Raw genomic sequence first — 21,203 nt, forward strand, 5'->3', positions numbered from 1 at the left:
CAACGCTCCTTTTCTTAAAATTTGATTTTATATTTTAAATTCTACCAGTTATCAAAACTTTTAACCCCATTATTAAAAATATCAATCCAAGTATAAATCCAGTATATATGTATATTGATGGCTTTCTATTGTATCTCATTTGACTTGGATCATTTGGGTTTATATAAACAGTATGAATTTCACTATCTTGATATAATTTCATAGCTCCTTCATACATAGAATTATCTGATTTTATCTTGTATTTTCTACCATTGTAATTAAAGCTCATTATAGGAAAATAAATACTACTTCTTCCTGTTTTCTCTATAAATCCTTCTAGTTTTGCATCAACTGTTTGATTACATTTCAATATAATTTTTATCTCCTCTACACCTGCATATACCATAAATCCACCAAAAGTTATTCCAATAAGTGCAAAACTCGCCCTTCCAGAACTATCTAGTCCAGTTGCAAGAAATACTATTCCAAATACCGTAATAGCAACTCCAACTTTCCTAGAGTCCTTTTCACTTTTGCTATATTTACTACTAGACATAGCTATTATAAAAATTCCTAGTCCAATGATAAGTAATCCTATCTTAAGCATACCAATTCCTCCGAACTTATCTCTTTTTTTTATTATCTCATTTATTTTTATCTAGGTAAACGTTTTTTTATAATATATTTAAATATATTTAGTAATTCTATATAACAAAAAAAGTACTTCTATTACTAGAAGTACTTTTTTTATTTAAATTATTATTCTGTTATTTCCCAGTTGTGGTAGATATCCTGAACATCATCGTCATCTTCAAGCATATCTATTAATTTTTCCATAGCATTACGCTGACCATCTTCTGTTAATTCAGTAGTTGTCTGAGGTATCATTTTAACGTCAGCTGATATAAATTCGTATCCAGCTTCTTTTAATGCATCTCTAACTGCTGCGAAGTCATTAGGTTCAGTTATTACTTCAAATCCATCTTCTTCAACTATGAAATCTTCTGCTCCAGCTTCTAAAGCTGCATCCATTAATTCTTCTTCGCTTACACCATCTTCAGCTGCAACTAATATCTGTCCTTTTCTATCGAACATGAAAGATACGCATCCTGAAGTACCTAAGTTACCACCATTTTTATCGAAGTAGTATCTTATGTTACCAGCTGTTCTATTTTTGTTGTCAGTAAGTGCGTTAACTATTACTGCAACCCCACCTGGTCCATATCCTTCGTATACTATTGTTTCGTAGCTTTCAGAGTTTCCAGCACCTGTACCTTTTGCTATAGCTCTATCTATATTATCATTAGGCATGTTGTCAGCTTTAGCTTTTTCTATAGCTGTTTTTAAAGCTGCATTATATTCTGGATCTCCTCCACCATCTTTAGCAGCAACTGCTATTGCTCTAGCATGTTTTGTAAATACTTTTGCTCTCTGAGCATCCTGTTTTCCTTTTCTATTTATTATGTTTCCTATACGTCCCATAATTCCACTCCTTCTGTTATTTACTCACCTTAAAATTCTATCATAAATTTTTGCAATAGTAAATTAGAATTTAGGTGGTTTTGCAGCAGTATGTCTTTTGTGTTCACTATTTCTGTGTAATCTGTCTATTATTTCAAGATGTTCTGCTGGAACTTCATCTCTTCTGCCTTCTAAAACAGCATCTATATATTTATATGTAGTTCCCATTTCGTTTTCGTCAGTCTGCCCTTCCCATAGTCCAGCTGATGGAGCTTTATTTATTAGATCTTCGTGTATTCCTAATTCTTTAGCCCATTCAAATACTTCACCCTTTGTAAGATTTGCAAGTGGAAGTATATCAACACCACCATCTCCATGTTTAGTAAAGTATCCAGTGTGAAGTTCTGCTGCATTGTCTGTTCCTACAACTAAATATCCTAAATCATTTGCTATTGTATATATTGTACTCATTCTTATTCTAGCTCTAAGATTAGCATCAGTCATTCTTAGATATTCTTCTTTAAATAATCCTTTTTCTTTTAGATTATCTGTCACTGTATCTAATATTAATTTGTGTGGTTCTGCTAATTCAAGATCCATGTATTCTATTCCACATCCATCTATAACTTTCATAGCATCTACTCTATCTGCTGGATTTGATTTTATACTCATTATTACACCCATAGAATCATTTGGGCATGCTTTTTTAATAAGATATGCCACAACTGCAGAGTCTATACCACCAGATACACCAACTATTAATCCTCTAGCATGTGCTTCTTTTACTTTGTCCTGTAACCATTCTACTGTTTTTTCAATCTGTTCTGCTCTAGTACTCATTTTTTCCCCCATTAATCAAGTATTATTTCTCCATTATTTTCACTTAAATAGAATTCCTCACCAAATGAAATATTTGCTGTACCATTTGTTATATCAGTTATTCTATCTGTAAGCTTTTGTGTATCTTCAGGTTTAGAATATATTATAAATTCTACATCTTCAAGATATATAGTATTTTTTACAAAATATCCTAAGTTCATTATTTCATTCTGAACTCTACCTATCTGATTGTAGTCTACTTTTATTTTAACTTCCTGATACCATATTCTATCTATTATTTTTCCTGCTTCTAAACCAATTTTTGCGCCTCTTGTATATGCTCTTACAAGTCCTCCTGCACCAAGCTTTATGCCACCAAAATATCTAGTTATTACAACTACAACATCTCTTAAATCTTCTTTTTTAATAACCTCAAGTGCTGGTATTCCAGCTGTTCCCTGTGGTTCTCCATCATCGCTGTATCTCTGAATATTCATAGTAGGTCCTACTGTATAAGCCCATACATTATGAGTTGCATCTTTATGCTTTTTCTTTATTTCGTCGACAAATTCAACAGCTTCTTCCTCACTATTTATAGGTTTTGCATATCCTATAAATCTCGATCTCTCTTCTGTGAATTCATCACATCCATATTCGTAGATAGTTCTATACGAATTCATAGAAATCCCCTTTCAAATTCTTATTTTTCAAATTCAAAAATATTTATTCCTGTTTTTTCATCAAGCTGACGACCTATTTTTTTATCAAATACAGTTACAAATATTTCACTTGTAGCACCTATAACTGCTTTATTTAAGTGGCCACTATGCACCTCATTTTTTTCTGGATCACCTATAGTTATATGCATATGTAAATATGGTTCTCCATCTTTCTGAGTTATATTACCCATAAATGAACCAACTTCATAAAGTCCAGTATAAGAAGTTACTTTATACTCCTTTGTTTCTATATTATATAATCCTAATTCTGCTAATTTTGTAGCACCTATTCCAGAAACTGCTGCTGAAGTAATATTTTCTTTTTTACAAAGTTCTGTTAACTTTTCCATTACCTCTTCATCATAGTCTATGCGAACTGCTATTGTGTTTCCTGATTTTATATATTCCATTTTGAAACATCTCCTCTTTTTTATATTTAACTACTATATTTTATTATATATTAGTTTTATAAATATGTGAACGCATAAAAAAACTACCACGCAACTGCGTGGTAGTTTTCCGCTTCAAAGTTGATATCAGCCTTTCGGTTAGATATGATTAGTCTGCTATTTTCTTTACTTCTTTATATTTTTTGTATGAGATTTCAACTAAAGATTTTTCTTTGTTATGATTTAACATTTCAAGAGCATCTTTAACTTTGTAGAATCCGCCTTCTAAAAATTCAGAACTTATTTTGCATTCTGTGTTAGGAGCGTCCATTATAAACCAGTTTATGGCATTACAAACTCTCTGCTGTCTACTTCTTGAGAAGAACTCATATATAGTATCTCCAGCTATATCTAGTAATTTAGCATCTATACCAGTTTCATCTTTTACTCTTGCTATAGCGCTTTCCTGAGCCATGTACATTCCAGATATTTTTCCTTTTGGAAGAGTCCATTCACCTCTGTCATTTTTCACTAATAACACCTGATTTGCGTGGAATACCACACCACCTGCACAACGTCTTACTATCATATCGAATCCCTCCTATAAATATACGCACCTGCGTATGATTTGAAAAATATAATTGTCAGAACTTAAACTGACTTTTCTAACTCGATTATCGCTTCTCTATATGCACGAAGTACATAATCTTTTTCGACACCTTGTCTTGCTCTATATAGATTTCTCAATATATTTAGACTGTGTCTATTACCAACTTTTAAAAGAGCCTTCGCACAGTACTGTCTAGTCTGTGGATTTGAATCAAGAAGCCCTAGTTCTAAAACCTCTCGACTCTTTGGTGAACCAATCTTTCTGATTGCAGAATATGTAATTCTTCTGACGTCGGAATTTCTATGTTCAGTGAGATTATGTAGGATTTTTAAGAAGTTTTCATCCTTTAATTCTCCAGTTGTCCAAATCAGAACAATTAAGTCATCTGTGTTATATTCTGTAAGAATACGTTTGTACACCTTTCTCTTAAAGTATATCATTTTTTCCGGTTTTAATCTATCTAAAAAATCAAGTCTTTTATTTTTATCTAAACCTAAAAAACTTTGTAATTCATCGTCTTTTTCAGTATTGTTATCAAAATTTTTTTCATTTAGATTAATCGGTTTATTTTCTTCAAGCTTTTTATCTTTTTCACTTTTATTGGATTCTTTTGATTTATTTTTTATTTTTTTTATAGCTGTATTTGCTACTTTTTTCATATCCTCATTTTCATGATTTACAAGTCCTTCTAAAAAATCTAAAAACTCTGTATCTCTCATTTCTCCAGCAGTCCATGCCAAAATCATAAGTTTTCGTATATCTTTTTCAATATGGATAAGTCTGAGTATTTTTCGCTTAAAATATGTTAGCTCATCTGAGTCTAGCTGCTCCAAATACTCTAGCCTTTCCTCTTTATTTAATGTTAGATATAGTTCAAGTGTATCCTTTTTTCTGTCTTCTTCTCTTTTTTCAACCTGAATTTTTATTAAATGATCAGCGATATCTTGAGGAGATAGATTTCTAACCTTTGCAATCTGATTTACATTTAAAGATTCCTTATACAAAAGATAGGTTATCTGATAATCCTCAAGCTCATCAATATTTTCCCAGCTTATCTCCATCTAATCATCCCAATCTAAAATAAATTTATTTTTCAACAATGTATTCTTTATATTTTCCAAAGTCTTCCTCATCAAGTGCAACTCTAAACTTAGTTCCCTCTCCAAGATATTCAAATTCATCTATATTGTACTTATCTTTGCATTTGCTGAATATATCTCCTCTATCATAAGGAATTAAAAGCTCTACATCGTAAGTATTTTCCATAACTGCTTTTTCTATCATATTAAGCAGTTTGTCCATATTTATTCCCTGTTTTGCAGATATATATACAACATCATCCTGATTCTTTGGATATATATCAAGTTCTAGTTTATCTACCTTGTTATATACTAATATAGTCTTTTTATCGTCTGCTCCAAGTTCTTTTAATACTTTTTCTGTAGTCTTTTTCTGAATTTCGTAGCTATCATTTGTAGCATCGATTACATGTAGAATTAAATCTGCATAATTAACTTCTTCTAGTGTAGATTTAAATGCATCTACTAAATCATGTGGTAGCTTACTTACAAACCCAACAGTATCAACTACTAAAAAGTCTCTTTTATTTGGAAGTACTGCTTTTCTTAAAGTTACATCTAGTGTTGCGAAAAGCATATCTTTTACAAATACTTCTTTTTCACTTTCATATTCTTTGTGAGTTTTTATAAGCTCATTTAATAAAGTCGATTTACCAGCATTTGTATATCCAACTAATGCCACTATAGGTATATTAGATTTCTTTCTCTGATTTCTCTGAGTTTCCCTATTTTTCTTAACTAGTTTTAGTTCTGCTCTTATATCCGCAGCTCTATTTAATATGTGTCTTTTGTCTATTTCAAGTTTTTGTTCCCCTGGTCCTCTTGTACCTATACCTGCACCAGTTCTACTCATTGCTCCACCCATTCCATAAAGTCTTGGTAGTCTATATTTTAACTGAGCTAATTCTACCTGAAGTTTACCTTCTTTACTTTTTGCTCTCTGTGCAAATATATCAAGGATTAGAGTTGTTCTGTCTATAGTTTTTATTCCAGTAAGGTCTTCTATATTTCTAGTCTGAGCACCAGATAATTCATCATTGAATATTATTAATGTCGCATCAAGACCTTCACAATATCCTTTTATCTCTTCAACCTTCCCTTTTCCTATATAGTAAGCAGCGTCTACAGCAGGTCTATTCTGTATTACAGATCCAACTATCTCCGCACCTGCTGCCTTTGCTAGTTCTTTTAATTCCTCCATAGAATCATTTATGTCTATATCATCTATTCTTTTTGATACAGTAGTTATGTTCATTCCAACAAGAAGTGCTCTCTCAACTACCTGTTCATGTAAATTTATATCTAATTCAGTCGTCATAATTTCCTCCTTAATTCTCTTTATTTCTATTCTTTTATTAAAATTTTATCTATTCTTTCAGTATATAAATAAATTTAATTATATTATATCCTAAAAAAATTATCACTACTATATTTATTATAGCCCTTTATTTGAATAAACAACAAAAAAGCAGGTAAATGCTCCACAAAGGATATCTACCTGCATCATAAAATACACCTTAAAATATATGATATATATACTAAATCCATATCATAATATACAAATATAGTATCTAAAAATCAATTCTCATATAATATCTGACTTCCGTGTAATATATGTACGCACGACAAAAAATCCCTACTAAGTAGAGTGGAAAACCAACTTTTTGTTGTTTATTAGCGTACAGTTCTCATAACACGCAAGCCTCCCTTCAAACTAAAATCACAATAAGTATATATTATGATAGCATAAAATGTCAACAAATTTATAAAATAGCATTGTATATTATTAAACTTTAAATTTATAATAATTATTATCTTATAAATTAATTAGGAGGATATTATGAGCGAAAATTATAAGTTTTTCTGCCACAAGAATTGTGAATTTTTCCCATGCCACAAAACAGACAAACCTGATGAGTTTAACTGTCTTTTCTGCTACTGTCCACTTTATGCACTTGGAAAAAACTGCGGTGGAAATTTTAAATACACAGAAAAAGGAATAAAAGACTGTAGCAACTGTATGTTGCCACATAATAAAAAGAACTTTGATTATATAATGAAAAAATTTAGCGAAATATCTGAACTTGCTAGAAAGAAATAAATTTTTATTTTTGTAAATACATAATAAAAGGACTGTTGTAGTTTATACAACAGTCCCATTTTTTATCAACAATTTTTATATTTTTACTAAATTTAGCTCTGTTTTTCCACTCTATCTGAAAAAATTCTATATGCTATAAGCAATGCTATCCACATAATCACAGTTAGACTGACGATAAGTAATGCCTCGTGATAGAAAAATTCTTCTGGAAGTATATTTATTACTGGATCAAGTACTGGGTCAAATATCCAGTAGTCATTTCTAAACATTATCTTATGGAAAAGTACAAATACCTTGTCAAAAGCCACCATCATCGGTATTGCAACAATAACTGGAAGAATTATTAACATCTTTAGTACATTTTTAAGAGGTTTTGTTCTTCCCTTAAATGCTTCATAAATAATAGCTATAAATGCTAACAACCCGATTCCCATTATGTAGTATAATGAGTGAAATATATTTCTAACTTCTTCAAAATGTATCTTACCTTCTCTCGAGAATTTCATACTTGGCAATTTAAATTCTTTATCATCAAAACTAGTATTATAGTCTATTAAATAATTGTAGTTTTCAATTATTTCTTGTTCAGTATATCCAGACATTTCCGGAATATCTAGTCTATATACATCAATATAATATATTTCTCTAAAATTCAATGCAGTTACAGCAGCCATAGAAATTATAGCTATAGTAACTAAAAAAGAGCATATATTCATAAATACCTTTTTCATATTATCACCCAGGTTTTAGTTAGTTTTTAATCTCTATTTTTTTATTAAACTATTTTTGTAGTAAAGTCTTCTATATTCCATACATCATCTACAAAGTCCATGTAGAATTCTGGTTCATGAGATACTAAAAGTACTGTTCCCTTGAATTCTTTTATTGCTTTTTTAAGCTCTTCCTTAGCATCCACATCAAGGTGGTTAGTAGGTTCGTCAAGTACTAGGAAGTTTATATCTTTTAGCATTATTTTACATAGTCTAACTTTCGCTGCTTCTCCCCCACTAAGTACTCTAACTAAGCTAGTTATGTGTTCATTAGTTAATCCACATTTTGCAAGTGCCTGTCTTACTTCATAATTAGTAAGACCTGGATATTCCTGCCATATTTCATCCATAGCGGTATTGTTATTTTCTGTTGAACTTTCCTGTTCAAAGTAACCTACCTCTAGATAGTCACCTAGTTTAACTTCACCGTCATATGGTTTTATCATACCTAAAAGAGTTTTTAGAAGTGTAGATTTACCTATACCATTCATACCTTTTAATGCTATTTTTTTACCTCTTTCAAGCTGGAAGTTAAGTGGTTTTGTAAGTGGCTCATTATATCCTAGTACAAGATCTTTAGTTTCAAATATTATCTTTCCTGCAGCTCTAGCATTTCTAAAGTTGAAAGTAGGTTTTATTTTTTCCTTTGGTCTTTCAAGTATTTCCATCTTATCAAGCTGTTTCTGTCTTGAGTTTGCCATACCTCTTGTTGCAACTCTAGCCTTGTTTCTAGCTATGAAGTCTTCAAGTTTTTCTCTTTCTTTAACCTGTTTTTCGTAAGCCTGTTCTTCCTGTCTTTTCTTGATTTCATTTAATCTTTCAAATTCATCATAGTTTCCTTTGTATCTGTTTAATTCACCATTTTCAAGGTGGTAAACAACGTTACAAGTATCATTTATAAAGCTTATATCGTGAGAAACTAGTACGAATGCATTTTCATATTCCTGTAGATATCTAGTAAGCCATACTATATGTTCTTCATCTAAGTAGTTTGTAGGCTCGTCTAGTATTAATATTGTTGGGTTTTCAAGAAGTAACTTAGTTAAAAGTACTTTTGTTCTCTGTCCACCACTAAGGTCAGTTACATCTCTATCTAGTCCTATTTCTCCAAGTCCTAGTCCGTTTGCAACCTCCTGTATTTTTGCATCTATTGTATAGAATCCACTGTGTTCAAGTATAGTCTGTATTTCTGCAGTATCTTCCATAAGTGCAGCCATTTCTTCATCAGATGCATCTCCCATTTTTTCGTACATCTGTAACATTTCCTGCTCTAAGTCGAACATATGCTGGAATGCCTCTCTTAAAACCTCTCTTATTGTTTTTCCTTTTCCAAGTACTGTATGCTGATCTAAATAACCAACTGTAACTCTTGATGACCATTTTATATTACCTGCATCTGGCATTAATTTTTTAGTTATTATATTAAGGAAGCTCGACTTTCCTTCACCATTAGCACCTACTAGTGCTATATGCTCACCTTTTCTTATTCTGAATGATACGTTTTCAAGTATTACCCTAGCGCCAAATCCATGGCTAACATTTTCAACTACTAACATTTTTCCTCCTCTTAAATACTTTTTTATTTTTTATATCAATTTTTATATTCACATATAATTGTAAGCAATAATTGCCGACTTACATTATAATATATTTTTTTTCGCTTTATTTCAAGACTTCCGCACACTTTATTTGTTTTTCTGTAAGAATACCCAACATTTTAGATTTGTGTTATAATAATGTCTTAGAATAAGGAGGTACACTACTTATGAAAAACGACAATAATAGTGATAATAAAATAAGAAGGAGAAAGGCCTCTTCTTCAAGTTCTTCATCACAGACATCTGTTAGAAAATCTTCTTCTACTAGAGCTAGCAGTAGTAGCTCTTCTTCAAATAGTAGTAGAGGCTCTAGCAGTTCATCTAGAAGTGTTAGGAATTCATCTTCTTCAAATGTAAAAAGAAAAAGAAGAGTTCCATCTGGTAAGAAAAAAAGAAAGGTTTCTAAGGTAAAGGTGTTCGGTATGACATGCCTAGTTCTATTTGTTGTATTGGGTGCAGCTGCTGGTGGGTTAGTATTCTCATCACTTAGAGATGTCAAACCTGTTACACTTGCCGATTTAAACAAAAGAACTTATGTAACTACTACACTTCTATATTCAAATGGAGAAAAAATGTCTACTGCACCTAGTGCAAATAATAAGACTCCGGTGCCACTGTCACAGATGTCACCTTATCTTAAAAAGGCCATAGTATCCATAGAAGATGAGCGTTTCTATCAACATGGTGGATTCGACCCTAAAGGTTTAGCAAGATCTGTTGTTATGAGATTATTTGGTAAAAGACAGGGTGGTTCTACTATACCTATGCAGGTATCAAAAATGCTTTTAACAAGCTCAGAACAGACAATGTCTCGTAAAATAAAAGATATCTACTATGCCGTAGAAATGGATAAAAAGCTTAAAAAAGACGATATTCTTGAATTATATCTAAATAACTTCTTCGTTGGTAAAGGTCTATCTGGTGCCGAGGCTGGAGCTAGAGGATATTTTGATAAGTCTGCAAAAGACCTTACTTTAGCTGAATCTGCTCTTCTTGCTGGTTCAACTAAAAACCCTTCAAAATACTCAGCATACAAAAGTGCTAAATTAGACGGATCTGAAACAAAAGAAGATTTAGACCATCGTATACTTACTTTTGTGAATACTGAGGACGATGATTTAGATGAGCCAACTGAAACTGAGTTAAAAATGGTTGATAAACTATATGAATGGGGGCTTATAAACGAAGGAACTTATAAACAGGCAAAAACTGGTTCTATAGTTATAAGAAAAGCCGTAAACAATCCTGATGCTAAAGAAAGACAAGAAACTGTACTTGGCAAGATGAAAGAATTAGGATACATCACTCAGAAAGAGTATACAGAAGCTTTAGCTGAAGAAATAGTTATAAAACTACCTGAAGAATCTAATAAAGTTTCTAACTCTGTAGAGGACTTAATAGAAAGTAAAGTTATTTCAGCACTTGTAGATCAAGGTAATACTAGAGAAGAAGCTGAAAATATGTACTACAATGGTGGTCTTATAGTTAATACTACTATAGACCCTAAAATACAGGAAGCTATTGAAGCTGAATACAAAAATACTAATAACTTCCCAGGAAATGTTTTAGGTCCTGATGGAGTACTTCAGCCTCAGTCAGCTACAGTAATAATCGACTATAGAAATGGTCAGATAAAAGGGCTTGTAGGTGGTAGAAATATCTCTGGTAGAAAAACTCTTAATAGAGCAATCACACCTAGACAGCCTGGTTCTACTATAAAACCTCTTGCAATCTACACTCCTGCAATAGATACTATGTCTATTACACAGGCAACTGCTTTTAGTGACGCTAGAGGTGGATATAGATTTGAAGAAAATAGAAAATGGAATCCAAAAACTACTACTGCTGGTGGTGGGTCTATGAGTTTAAGATTAGGTCTTGCTAAATCTTCAAATACAGTTGCAGTTAAGGTTGCTGAGCTACTTGGTGATTCTTATGAAGACTGTGTCGATGTTATGATAGACTATCTTAAAAACTTTGGTGTAACATCACTTGCAGATAATAAAGCTACTAAAGATTCTAATAATACTGATAGACGTTTCCCTGCCCTTACACTTGGAGGTTTAACTTATGGTATATCTCCACTTGAAATGGCAACTGCTTATGGAGCACTAGCAAATGGAGGTCAGTATATAGAACCTACAATATTTACTAGTATAGAAACATTTGATCATCAGTCAATTGTAGATAGCAACCCAGAAAAGAAAAGAGTTGTTGATCCTCAGGTTGCTTATGTTATGACTGATATGTTAAAAGCTGTTATAACTGAAGGTACTGCTAAAAAAGCATCACTTCCTAATGAAATGCCTGTAGCTGGTAAAACAGGTACAACAAACAGTTCTAAAGAAGCTTGGTTTGTAGGATATACACCATACTATGTTGGTGCTACATATATTGCCGATGATGCTGGTGTAAGAGATGCTGAAGGTAAAATAGTTAAAACTAGAAATATCGGTGGAGGAAGTACTTCTTCTCTTCTACTTTGGAAAAATATAATGACTAGAGTTCACCAGAACTTAGAGAAAAAAGATTTTGATAAACCTGAAGGTATCTATTTCACTAAGATAAATCTTCATGATGGAGGAACTTCTTCATCTGGATCTAATGCTGCTTTTATAGACGGAACTAGCGCAACCAGAGTAACTACAGCTCCTTCTACAGAAAAGAAAGAAGATACTGCTGCAGAAAACCAGAATAATACAAGTGGTAATACTGGTGGAAACTCTAGCGGAGGAAATAACGGAAACGCTGGAAATAGTGATAACAACAACAATAACAATAATACTCCTTCTGATAATAATACTGGTGATAATAATGCCAACAATAACAACGGAGGAAATAATGCTCCTGATAATGGTGGTAATAATGTTGATACTGGCGCAGAAGGTAACTAATTTTAAAAACTAAATAAATATAAAAAGCTGTTGCACGATTTGCAACAGCTTTTTTAATGTTAATATTTGATATAAGTTTTTTTGTTTTTATTTTTTATTTTATTATTTTTTTAATTGCTAATTATTTTTTCTTTTTATTAGCTTTTTCTATGTTTAATTTGTTCCCTTTTATTTTTTTATTTTTCATTTTTTCGATTACAGTTTTTGCTTTTTTCTTAGGAACTTCAACAAATGTAAATTTATCATATATATCTATTGTTCCTATTGTTTTTCCTGGTATTCCTGCTTCACCAGCTATTGCACCAAGTATGTCTTTAGCCTGTACTCTCTGTTTCTTACCAACATTGATGAATAGTCTAACCATACCTTCTTTCGCACCAGAAGATTCTTCTTTTCTTCTATTTTTCTTAGGTTTTTCTTCTATTATTTCTTCTTTTTCTTCTTCACCCATAGCTAATTTAAGAAGGGCTGCAGCTATATCTACCATTGAATAGTCAACATCTTCATTTTCACAGAAGTTTTCTAACCACTGTATCTGTTTAGAAAGTTTTCCTTCGTTGGCAACTCTCTTAACTTCTTCAAAGAATGCTCCAACTTTTTTCTCTTCAACATCTCCTACTGTAGGTATTGGATGTTTTTCAAGTTTTGATTTAGTATATCTTTCTATATCTTTCATTTTTCTCATATCTCTTCCGTAAACAAATGAGAATGAAAGACCTTCTCTACCTGCTCTACCTGTTCTACCTATCCTATGAACGTAGTACTCTTCATCCTGTGGAAGATCAAAGTTGAATACACACTCAACGTCATCAACATCTATACCTCTAGCTGCAACATCTGTAGCAACTAGTATATCTATAGTACCGTTTCTGAATTTATCCATTACGATATCTCTCTGTACCTGTTTTAAATCTCCATGTAATGCATCTGCAAAATATCCTCTACCCTGTAATTCACCGACAAGTTCGTCCGCACCTTTTTTTGTATTACAGAAAACTACAGAAAGCTTTGGATTATATACATCTATTAATCTTGATAAAACTTCTATCTTATTAGATGCTCTTGTTTCTATATAGTACTGTTTTATATTTTCAACAGTTAATTCTTTTCTAACAACTTTTATATGTTCTGGTTCGTTCTGATATTTTTTAGTAAGCTCAAGTATTGCTTTTGGCATAGTTGCTGAGAAGAATGTAGTCTGTCTTTCTTCTGGAACATTTTCAAGAATTGTTTCTATATCTTCTCTGAATCCCATGTCTAGCATTTCATCCGCTTCATCAAGTACAACCATCTTAACATTTCCTGGCTTTATTGTTTTTCTTTTTATATGGTCAATAGTACGTCCTGGAGTACCTATTATAACCTGTACACCGCCTTTTAAAGCCTTTATCTGTCTATCTATAGGCTGTCCTCCATATATAGGAAGAGTTTTTATTCCCTGCATGTATTTTGCAAGCTTTCTTATTTCCTGAGATACCTGTATAGCAAGCTCTCTTGTAGGACAAAGTACTATAGCCTGAAGTGATCTGTCATTTGGGTCTATCTTCTCAAGTATTGGTATTGAAAACGCAGCTGTTTTCCCTGTACCTGTCTGAGCCTGTCCTATGACGTCCTTTCCTTCTAATATTACTGGTATTGATTTTGCCTGTATTGGAGATGGCTCTTCAAATCCCATTTCAGCTATTGCTTTCTTTATATTCTGATTTATGTCTAAATCTTCAAATCTTTTTATTTCCATAAATAATTCCTTTCCGTCTCTAATCTAAATACTAACTTTTCTATTATATACCCTTACAGAACTTATGTAAACCTAAAACATTAAAATAAACTTTCTCCTAACACTTTCAACAACCTAGAAAAAACGTTTCTTTTATAGTTCATAATGTATCGAACATTATTTTTTTATTATTTTTATGACACTATTTTTATTTTTTTAATCATCTATAATATATTTTTATCTGATATATTTTATCATTTATATTTATTTATGTTTAACTTATTTTTTATATGGGTATATCATAATCACTGTTATTATTACTAAATAAAATTTATATTCAATATACATAATTTTATTTTTATACTTTTTTTATTTTTTACAACTATAATCAGATTTTTCTGAAATTATGTATGTTTTTACTATGTGTATTACTTTTTTCTATATACAATGTAAACATTTTTCAAAAAATGTATAAAAATATTTGCTTTTTCGTGTATACAATATGTAAAATTTGTGGTAATATAACAATTGCAGATTATTTTATTTTTTATATAAATTTTTTATTACGGAGGTAACCAAATGACTACAGCTTGGAATGGTTTTAAAACTGGAAACTGGAATAAAGAAATAGACGTTAGAAACTTTATACAGTTAAACTACACTCCTTATGAAGGAGATGCTTCTTTCTTAGCAGGAGAATCAGAAAGAACTAAAAAATTATGGGATGAAGTTGCTGAACTTTGCAAAAAAGAAATAGAAAATGGTGGAACACTTGATGTTGACACTAAAACTATAACAGCAATAGACGCTTACAAACCAGGATATATAGACAAAGAATTAGAACAGATAGTAGGACTTCAGACAGATGCTCCTCTAAAAAGAGCTATTATGCCTTATGGTGGTATAAGAATGGTAGAAAATTCTTGTAAAGCTTACGGATACGAATTAGATCCAGAAGTATCTGAAATATTCACTAAATACAGAAAAACTCACAACCAGGGTGTTTTCGATGCTTATACTAAAGAAATGAGAGCATGCAGAAAATCTGGTATAATAACTGGTCTTCCAGATGCTTACGGAAGAGGTAGAATAATAGGAGACTACAGAAGAGTTGCTCTTTACGGTGTAGACAAATTAATAGAAGACAAAATGGCTCAGAAAGATTCTTTAGAGCTATCAACAATAGATGAAGATACAATAAGATTAAGAGAAGAAATATCTGAACAGATAAACGCTTTAGAAGCATTAAAAAGAATGGGTGAAAGCTACGGATTCGATATATCTAGACCAGCTGAAAACTCAAAAGAAGCTGTTCAGTGGTTATACTTCGGATATCTTGCAGCAGTTAAAGATCAGAACGGTGCAGCAATGTCATTAGGTAGAACATCTACTTTCCTTGACATATACTTCGAAAGAGATTTAAAAGCTGGAACAATAACAGAAGAAGAAATACAGGAATTAATGGACCATTTCGTTATGAAATTAAGAATGGTTAGATTCCTTAGAACTCCAGAATACAATGAATTATTCTCAGGAGACCCAACTTGGGTAACTGAATCAATAGGTGGTATGGGAATAGATGGTAGAACATTAGTAACTAAAAACTCATTCAGAGTTCTTAACACTCTTTACACTCTTGGACCATCACCAGAACCAAACTTAACAGTACTTTGGTCTACTAGACTTCCTCAGGGATTCAAAGATTTCTGCTCAAAAGTATCTATAGACACTAGTTCAATACAGTACGAAAATGATGACTTAATGAGAGAATACTGGGGAGATGATTACGGTATAGCTTGTTGTGTATCTGCAATGAGAATAGGTAAACAGATGCAGTTCTTCGGAGCAAGAGTTAACGTAGCTAAAACTCTACTTTACGCTATAAATGGTGGGGTTGATGAAAAATCAGGTGCTCAGGTAGGACCTAAATTCGAACCAATAACTTCTGAATACTTAGATTACGATGAAGTAATGTCTAAATTCGATTTATTCACTGATTGGTTAGCAAAATTATATGTAAATACATTAAATGTTATACATTACATGCACGATAAATACTCTTATGAAGCACTAGAAATGGCTCTTCATGATAGAGATGTATTTAGAACTATGGCTTGTGGTATGGCTGGTTTATCAGTTTGTGTTGACTCATTATCAGCTATAAAATACGCTAAAGTTAAAACTATAAGAAACGAAGACGGAATAGCAGTTGACTTCGAAGTTGAAGGAGATTATCCAAAATACGGAAACAACGATGATAGAGCCGATGAAATAGCTGTATTCATAGTTAAAGACGTTATGGAAAAAATAAAGAAAAACAAAACTTACAGAAACTCTTACCCAACTCAGTCAATATTAACAATAACTTCAAACGTTGTTTACGGTAAGAAAACTGGTAACACTCCAGACGGAAGAAGAGCTGGTGAACCATTTGCTCCAGGTGCTAACCCAATGCACGGAAGAGATAACAGCGGTGCTTTAGCTTCTCTAGCTTCAGTTGCTAAACTTCCATACGAATATTCTCAGGATGGTATATCAAATACATTCTCAATAGTACCAAAATCTTTAGGTAAAGACATGGACGAAAGAGTAACTAACCTTTCAGCTATGTTAGATGGATACTTTGCTCAGAGAGCTCATCACCTAAATGTTAACGTATTTGACAGAGCTACTCTTGAAGATGCTATGGAACACCCAGAAAAATACCCACAGTTAACAGTTAGGGTTTCTGGATACGCAGTTAACTTCATAAAATTAACTAGAGAACAGCAGTTAGACGTTATAAACAGAACATTCCACAACAAAATGGCTTAATCAGAAACAACTTATCCTTTCTGATTGGCAGAAAGGCTTGGTTTAAATGGTAAAAGGTAGAATACATTCAATAGAAACTTTCGGGACCGTAGATGGTCCCGGAATAAGATATATAGTCTTTTTACAGGGTTGCCCTTTAAGATGTAAATACTGTCATAATAGAGATACATGGAATAAAAATGGCGGTACTGAAAAGACAGCTGAAGAAGTAGTTCAAGATGCTTTAAAATATAAAACTTATATGGAGTTTTCTGGTGGTGGACTTACTGCCTCTGGTGGTGAAGCTACTGCACAGCCTGAATTCTTATATGAATTATTTAAAGAAGCAAAGAAAAACGGATTAAATACTTGTTTAGATACATCAGGATGCACTAAAGCAACTGATATAGCACATATATTAGAGCTAACTGATACAGTTCTTTTAGATCTAAAACATCTGATTCCTGAAGATGCAAAATCACTTGCTGGAATCGATATAAATTCTGCTATAGAATTTGCTAAATATCTTGATGAAAAAAATATACCAGTTTGGATAAGACACGTTCTTGTTCCTGGGGTTACAGATTCAGAAGAAAATCTAAACAAAATGGGTGAATTCGTATCTACTCTAAACAATGTAGACCGTTTTGAAATACTTCCTTACCACACTTTAGGTGTTCATAAATGGGAAGAGCTTGGACTTAAATATCCTCTTGAAGGAGTTCCTCAGGCTGAGGACGAAGATGTAAAAAGAGCTAAAGACATCATTGAAAAATATGGTGTTGAAGTATATAACAAATTTGATTAATTTTAATCCCCAATCTACTTTTGGTTGGGGATTTTTTATATCTATAATAATAGTTTTTATCCAAAAATTATAATATAATTATAGTTAGAAATAAATAATTTTGTATTTAAAATAGAGAGGGGATATTTATATGAACTTTGAAAACTGTGTAAAAGAAAGAAGAAGCGTTAGAAAATTTACTGAAGAAAAGATTTCTCATGAAACTTTTGAAAAAATAATTGAATTAGCTAGATTTGCTCCATCATGGAAAAATTCTCAGACTGCAAGATATCATATAATAGAAGATACTGATATAAAAACTAAAGTAGCTGAAGAAGCTGTTATGAACTTTGTATTTAACGAAAAAACAATAAAAAGAGCTCCAGCTCTAGTAGTACTTACTGCTGTAGGTAAAAAAAGCGGATACGAAGAAGATGGTAGCTTCTCTACTTCTAAAGAAGACCGTTGGGAAGTATTTGATGCAGGTATAGCCTGTCAGACATTCTGCTTATCTGCTTACAATGAAGGTGTTGGAAGTGTTGTTCTTGGAATATTTGACGATAAAAAAGTTAAAGAAATATGCGAAATTCCAGAAGAAGAAAATGTAATGGCACTTATAGCTGTTGGATACAGAGATGGTGAAGCTAAAGCTGCTCCAGAAAGATTAGAGGTTAAGGATTTAGTTTCTTTTAAATAATATAAAAAGCTCCCAAAAGGGAGCTTTTTTATTATACTTTATTAGATTTTTAATTATTCTACTTCACAAACTATTGTTTCAATAGTTGCCATAGCACCTTCTATAAGTGCTTCTATATCTAGTTTTTCTTCTGATTTTTCTATTCTTTCTAATTTAGGTTTAGTTATAGGTTTCTTAGGAGCAAATACACTACAGCAATCCTCTTCTGGAACTATAGATAGGTCATAAGTACCTATTTCCTGAGCTATATCAATTATATCAGATTTATCCATAGCTATAAGTGGTCTAAACACAGGTAAGCTACAAACTGCATTAGTACAAGTTAATCCATATATAGTCTGAGATGCAACCTGTCCTATACTTTCACCTGTAACTATAGCCTGACAATGTCTCTGCTCTGCTAATCTCTGAGTTATCATCATCATAAATCTTCTTGAATGTATAGTAGTCTCTTCTCTATTTAATTTTTCAGTTATTTCTTTTTCTATTTCAAGTATATTGCAGCAATGTACTTTTATTGGTCCACAGTATCTTGAAAGAGTTCTCGCTAAGTCTAATACTTTTTCTCTAGATCTTTCACTAGTGAATGGGTATGTGTGGAAGTGGATACATTCTATATCCATACCTCTCTTGGCAACCATCCAAGTAGCTACTGGACTATCTATACCACCTGAAAGAAGTGACATAGCTTTACCTGCAGTTCCCATTGGTAATCCACCATAACCTGGTACAGAGTCTGTATAAACCATAGTATTTAACTCTCTATATTCACATCTAACCTTAACTTCTGGATTTCTAACATCAACTTTTATTCTGTCTTTAACATTAGAAAGTATATATCCACCGATATCTATACTCATTTCCTGAGATGTAAGTGGAAGAGATTTATCTCCTCTTCTTGATTCAACTTTGAAAGTCTTAGCACCTTCTTCTATCTTCTGTTCTATTAATTTTAATGCAGTTTCTTTTAGTACATCGTAGTCTTTTTCAGCCTTTATCCCTGGACAAACTCCAACTATACCAAATACTTTTCTAACTTCTTCCATTACTTCTTCGTAATTGTCGTCATTTACATCAACGTATATTCTTCCATATTCTTTGTAAACATTATATTCACCTAGTGGTTTAAGCATATTTTTTATATTTTTTATAAGCTTATTTTCGAAAAGGTATCTATTTTTTCCTTTTACTCCTATTTCTCCGTATTTAACTATTAATATATTGTACAAATCGGCACCTCTTTTCAATTATTTTTTATATTTTCTCTAACCTTTGTTTTTTATTATCTTCTTATTCTTATTATCTTTCTTAAGTCTTCAACAGAGTCTTTTAATATCTCTACAGCCTTAACTATTTCTTCTTCTGTATTCATATCAGATAAACTAAATCTTATTGCTCCTTCTATCTCATCTGGTGTAAGTCCCATAGCATTTAGTACATGACTTCCCTTTTTCTTTGATGAACAAGCAGAACCTGTAGAAACATATACCTCTTTCTGTTCAAGATAATGTAAAAGTACTTCTCCTCTTACATCTTCAAAAGATACATTTAATATATGACAAACCCCATCTTTTGGAGAATTTACCTTTATTCCATCAATATTCTTTGATATTTCTTCTTTTAAAAGATTTTTTAAAGAATTCATTTTTTCTATAGAGCCATTTAAATCTAAAAATAACTTAGATATTGCAGCTCCTATGCCGTATATTCCTGGAACATTCTCAGTTCCTGATCTTAAATTACTTTCCTGACCTCCACCAGTCATCAGTGGTTTAAAATTAATTCCATCTTTTATATACATAAATCCTATTCCCTTTGGACCATGTATTTTATGGGCACTGACACTCATAAAATCTATATTGTATCTAGATGGTCTAAAATCTACTTTTCCATATCCTTGAACTGCATCTACATGGAAAAATACTTTGTTCTTTCTATTTTTTAAAAGATTACCTATTTCTTTTATCGGCTGAATACTTCCTACCTCGTTATTTACAAACATAACACTCACTAAAATAGTATCTTCTCTAAGATTTTTTTCCAAATCCTCTACACATATCTTTCCTTCAGAATTTACAGGAAGATATGTAACTTCAAATCCGTCTTTTTCTAAGTCCTCTAAGGTATTTAAAACAGATGGATGCTCTATTGAAGTAGATATTATATGTTTTCCTCTCTGTTTATTGAGATTAGCACAACTTCTAATTATACTATTGTTACATTCTGTACCACCTGATGTAAATATTATCTCTTTTTCCTTAGCACCAAGAGTCTTAGCTATGTTTCTTCTTATTTCTTTTATATTTTTTTCTATTTTCATACCCATTCTGTGTGCTGCAGATGGATTTTCGTAGTCTTCTGTAAGTGATTTAACCATACTATCCACTACTTCCTGATACGGTTTTGTAGTAGCACTATTATCTAAATATATTCCCATTAATAACACCTTTCCTCGCTTAAAAAGTATTTAAACATATATCATTTTATTATACCATATTTTCACTTTTTAAAATATAAAATTACAATATTTGTTAATTTCATATTTGAATTTTGTTTTTCAAAATCAATAAAATAGATTCTACTTAAATTCATTTTTATAGGTTATTTTTTTAACATTATTTTTTATATTTTTCTTATTTTAACACAGACTGTAATAATATATTGTTATAGATAAATTTATTATTTCATTATCTAACTTTTTATTTTCTTCACACTAAATTTGTTTAAATTTCAACATTTAAATCTATTTTTTAATTTTTATGCAAGAAAACGTTAATCTTGTATACATTA

Annotated in this window: 18 protein-coding genes; 5 read left to right on the forward strand and 13 right to left on the reverse strand. The window is 31.7% G+C overall.

The genetic code is table 11. The features are described 5' to 3' along the window. Positions 1-34: 34 nt before the first annotated feature. The 8 genes from KGNDJEFE_RS10040 to hflX all read right to left on the reverse strand — a co-directional run bounded on the left by KGNDJEFE_RS10040 (position 35) and on the right by hflX (position 6,374). Entirely contained in the window at positions 35-586 is a 552-nt protein-coding gene (locus tag KGNDJEFE_RS10040) for a DUF3592 domain-containing protein (RefSeq protein WP_006440729.1), read from the reverse strand. Positions 587-738: 152 nt separating this feature from the next. Further along, entirely contained in the window at positions 739-1,461 is a 723-nt protein-coding gene (locus KGNDJEFE_RS10045) for a YebC/PmpR family DNA-binding transcriptional regulator (RefSeq protein ID WP_006440728.1), read from the reverse strand. A 63-nt stretch (positions 1,462-1,524) separates the two neighbouring features. Beyond that, positions 1,525-2,280, reverse strand: coding sequence for an NAD(+) synthase (gene nadE / locus KGNDJEFE_RS10050; RefSeq protein WP_040410655.1), 756 nt, complete (start codon positions 2,278-2,280; stop codon positions 1,525-1,527). Between the two features lie 11 nt (positions 2,281-2,291). Further along, a complete protein-coding gene (locus KGNDJEFE_RS10055; RefSeq protein WP_006440726.1) occupies positions 2,292-2,939 on the reverse strand; it encodes a YigZ family protein in 648 nt (215 codons plus the stop codon). A gap of 20 nt (positions 2,940-2,959) precedes the next feature. After that, positions 2,960-3,388 carry a PPC domain-containing DNA-binding protein gene (locus tag KGNDJEFE_RS10060; RefSeq protein WP_006440725.1) on the reverse strand — a complete coding sequence of 143 codons (429 nt, stop codon included), beginning with the start codon at positions 3,386-3,388 and terminating at the stop codon, positions 2,960-2,962. A 148-nt stretch (positions 3,389-3,536) separates the two neighbouring features. After that, positions 3,537-3,956: an NUDIX domain-containing protein gene (locus tag KGNDJEFE_RS10065; protein WP_006440724.1), complete on the reverse strand. Its 420-nt coding sequence runs from the start codon at positions 3,954-3,956 to the stop codon at positions 3,537-3,539. 62 nt (positions 3,957-4,018) lie between these two features. Next, positions 4,019-5,038 carry a HEAT repeat domain-containing protein gene (locus tag KGNDJEFE_RS10070; RefSeq protein ID WP_006440723.1) on the reverse strand — a complete coding sequence of 340 codons (1,020 nt, stop codon included), beginning with the start codon at positions 5,036-5,038 and terminating at the stop codon, positions 4,019-4,021. A gap of 25 nt (positions 5,039-5,063) precedes the next feature. Continuing rightward, positions 5,064-6,374 carry a GTPase HflX gene (gene hflX / locus KGNDJEFE_RS10075; protein WP_006440722.1) on the reverse strand — a complete coding sequence of 437 codons (1,311 nt, stop codon included), beginning with the start codon at positions 6,372-6,374 and terminating at the stop codon, positions 5,064-5,066. A gap of 522 nt (positions 6,375-6,896) precedes the next feature. Here hflX and KGNDJEFE_RS10080 point away from each other — a divergent pair. Beyond that, positions 6,897-7,157 carry a cysteine-rich small domain-containing protein gene (locus KGNDJEFE_RS10080; RefSeq protein WP_006440721.1) on the forward strand — a complete coding sequence of 87 codons (261 nt, stop codon included), beginning with the start codon at positions 6,897-6,899 and terminating at the stop codon, positions 7,155-7,157. A 92-nt stretch (positions 7,158-7,249) separates the two neighbouring features. Here the strand turns inward: KGNDJEFE_RS10080 and KGNDJEFE_RS10085 are convergent, their stop codons facing one another. Beyond that, on the reverse strand, positions 7,250-7,888 hold the full coding sequence (locus KGNDJEFE_RS10085; protein ID WP_006440720.1) for a TIGR01906 family membrane protein: 639 nt from the start codon (positions 7,886-7,888) through the stop codon (positions 7,250-7,252). Positions 7,889-7,932: 44 nt separating this feature from the next. Further along, entirely contained in the window at positions 7,933-9,483 is a 1,551-nt protein-coding gene (locus KGNDJEFE_RS10090) for an ABC-F family ATP-binding cassette domain-containing protein (protein WP_006440719.1), read from the reverse strand. Between the two features lie 209 nt (positions 9,484-9,692). Between KGNDJEFE_RS10090 and KGNDJEFE_RS10095 the strand changes: the two genes are divergently transcribed. Next, complete coding sequence (locus KGNDJEFE_RS10095) at positions 9,693-12,419, forward strand: transglycosylase domain-containing protein (RefSeq protein ID WP_040410626.1); 2,727 nt, start codon at positions 9,693-9,695, stop codon at positions 12,417-12,419. 121 nt (positions 12,420-12,540) lie between these two features. Here the strand turns inward: KGNDJEFE_RS10095 and KGNDJEFE_RS10100 are convergent, their stop codons facing one another. Further along, complete coding sequence (locus KGNDJEFE_RS10100) at positions 12,541-14,157, reverse strand: DEAD/DEAH box helicase (RefSeq protein ID WP_006440716.1); 1,617 nt, start codon at positions 14,155-14,157, stop codon at positions 12,541-12,543. Between the two features lie 558 nt (positions 14,158-14,715). Here KGNDJEFE_RS10100 and pflB point away from each other — a divergent pair. From pflB to KGNDJEFE_RS10115, 3 genes are all read left to right on the forward strand, one after another. After that, entirely contained in the window at positions 14,716-16,950 is a 2,235-nt protein-coding gene (pflB, locus tag KGNDJEFE_RS10105) for a formate C-acetyltransferase (RefSeq protein WP_006440715.1), read from the forward strand. Between the two features lie 46 nt (positions 16,951-16,996). Further along, a complete protein-coding gene (gene pflA / locus KGNDJEFE_RS10110) occupies positions 16,997-17,737 on the forward strand; it encodes a pyruvate formate-lyase-activating protein (protein ID WP_006440714.1) in 741 nt (246 codons plus the stop codon). A gap of 130 nt (positions 17,738-17,867) precedes the next feature. Further along, the gene (locus tag KGNDJEFE_RS10115; protein ID WP_006440713.1) at positions 17,868-18,413 is read left to right on the forward strand and encodes a nitroreductase family protein; all 546 of its coding nucleotides are present in this window, start codon (positions 17,868-17,870) and stop codon (positions 18,411-18,413) included. A 53-nt stretch (positions 18,414-18,466) separates the two neighbouring features. Here KGNDJEFE_RS10115 and thiI read toward each other — a convergent pair whose 3' ends face one another. Next, the gene (gene thiI / locus KGNDJEFE_RS10120; RefSeq protein ID WP_040410625.1) at positions 18,467-19,642 is read right to left on the reverse strand and encodes a tRNA uracil 4-sulfurtransferase ThiI; all 1,176 of its coding nucleotides are present in this window, start codon (positions 19,640-19,642) and stop codon (positions 18,467-18,469) included. A 53-nt stretch (positions 19,643-19,695) separates the two neighbouring features. Next, positions 19,696-20,850: a cysteine desulfurase family protein gene (locus KGNDJEFE_RS10125; RefSeq protein ID WP_006440711.1), complete on the reverse strand. Its 1,155-nt coding sequence runs from the start codon at positions 20,848-20,850 to the stop codon at positions 19,696-19,698. Between the last annotated feature and the right edge of the window lie 353 nt (positions 20,851-21,203).

This window comes from Peptacetobacter hiranonis (assembly GCF_008151785.1).
Classification (GTDB): Bacteria; Bacillota; Clostridia; order Peptostreptococcales; family Peptostreptococcaceae; genus Peptacetobacter; species Peptacetobacter hiranonis.

Coding starts and splice junctions, on each gene's coding strand:
- KGNDJEFE_RS10040 (WP_006440729.1), bottom strand. CDS start 586: ATGCTTAAGATAGGATTACTTATCATTGGACTAGGAATTTTTATAATA.
- KGNDJEFE_RS10045 (WP_006440728.1), bottom strand. CDS start 1,461: ATGGGACGTATAGGAAACATAATAAATAGAAAAGGAAAACAGGATGCT.
- nadE (WP_040410655.1), bottom strand. CDS start 2,280: ATGAGTACTAGAGCAGAACAGATTGAAAAAACAGTAGAATGGTTACAG.
- KGNDJEFE_RS10055 (WP_006440726.1), bottom strand. CDS start 2,939: ATGAATTCGTATAGAACTATCTACGAATATGGATGTGATGAATTCACA.
- KGNDJEFE_RS10060 (WP_006440725.1), bottom strand. CDS start 3,388: ATGGAATATATAAAATCAGGAAACACAATAGCAGTTCGCATAGACTAT.
- KGNDJEFE_RS10065 (WP_006440724.1), bottom strand. CDS start 3,956: ATGATAGTAAGACGTTGTGCAGGTGGTGTGGTATTCCACGCAAATCAG.
- KGNDJEFE_RS10070 (WP_006440723.1), bottom strand. CDS start 5,038: ATGGAGATAAGCTGGGAAAATATTGATGAGCTTGAGGATTATCAGATA.
- hflX (WP_006440722.1), bottom strand. CDS start 6,374: ATGACGACTGAATTAGATATAAATTTACATGAACAGGTAGTTGAGAGA.
- KGNDJEFE_RS10080 (WP_006440721.1), top strand. CDS start 6,897: ATGAGCGAAAATTATAAGTTTTTCTGCCACAAGAATTGTGAATTTTTC.
- KGNDJEFE_RS10085 (WP_006440720.1), bottom strand. CDS start 7,888: ATGAAAAAGGTATTTATGAATATATGCTCTTTTTTAGTTACTATAGCT.
- KGNDJEFE_RS10090 (WP_006440719.1), bottom strand. CDS start 9,483: ATGTTAGTAGTTGAAAATGTTAGCCATGGATTTGGCGCTAGGGTAATA.
- KGNDJEFE_RS10095 (WP_040410626.1), top strand. CDS start 9,693: ATGAAAAACGACAATAATAGTGATAATAAAATAAGAAGGAGAAAGGCC.
- KGNDJEFE_RS10100 (WP_006440716.1), bottom strand. CDS start 14,157: ATGGAAATAAAAAGATTTGAAGATTTAGACATAAATCAGAATATAAAG.
- pflB (WP_006440715.1), top strand. CDS start 14,716: ATGACTACAGCTTGGAATGGTTTTAAAACTGGAAACTGGAATAAAGAA.
- pflA (WP_006440714.1), top strand. CDS start 16,997: ATGGTAAAAGGTAGAATACATTCAATAGAAACTTTCGGGACCGTAGAT.
- KGNDJEFE_RS10115 (WP_006440713.1), top strand. CDS start 17,868: ATGAACTTTGAAAACTGTGTAAAAGAAAGAAGAAGCGTTAGAAAATTT.
- KGNDJEFE_RS10125 (WP_006440711.1), bottom strand. CDS start 20,850: ATGGGAATATATTTAGATAATAGTGCTACTACAAAACCGTATCAGGAA.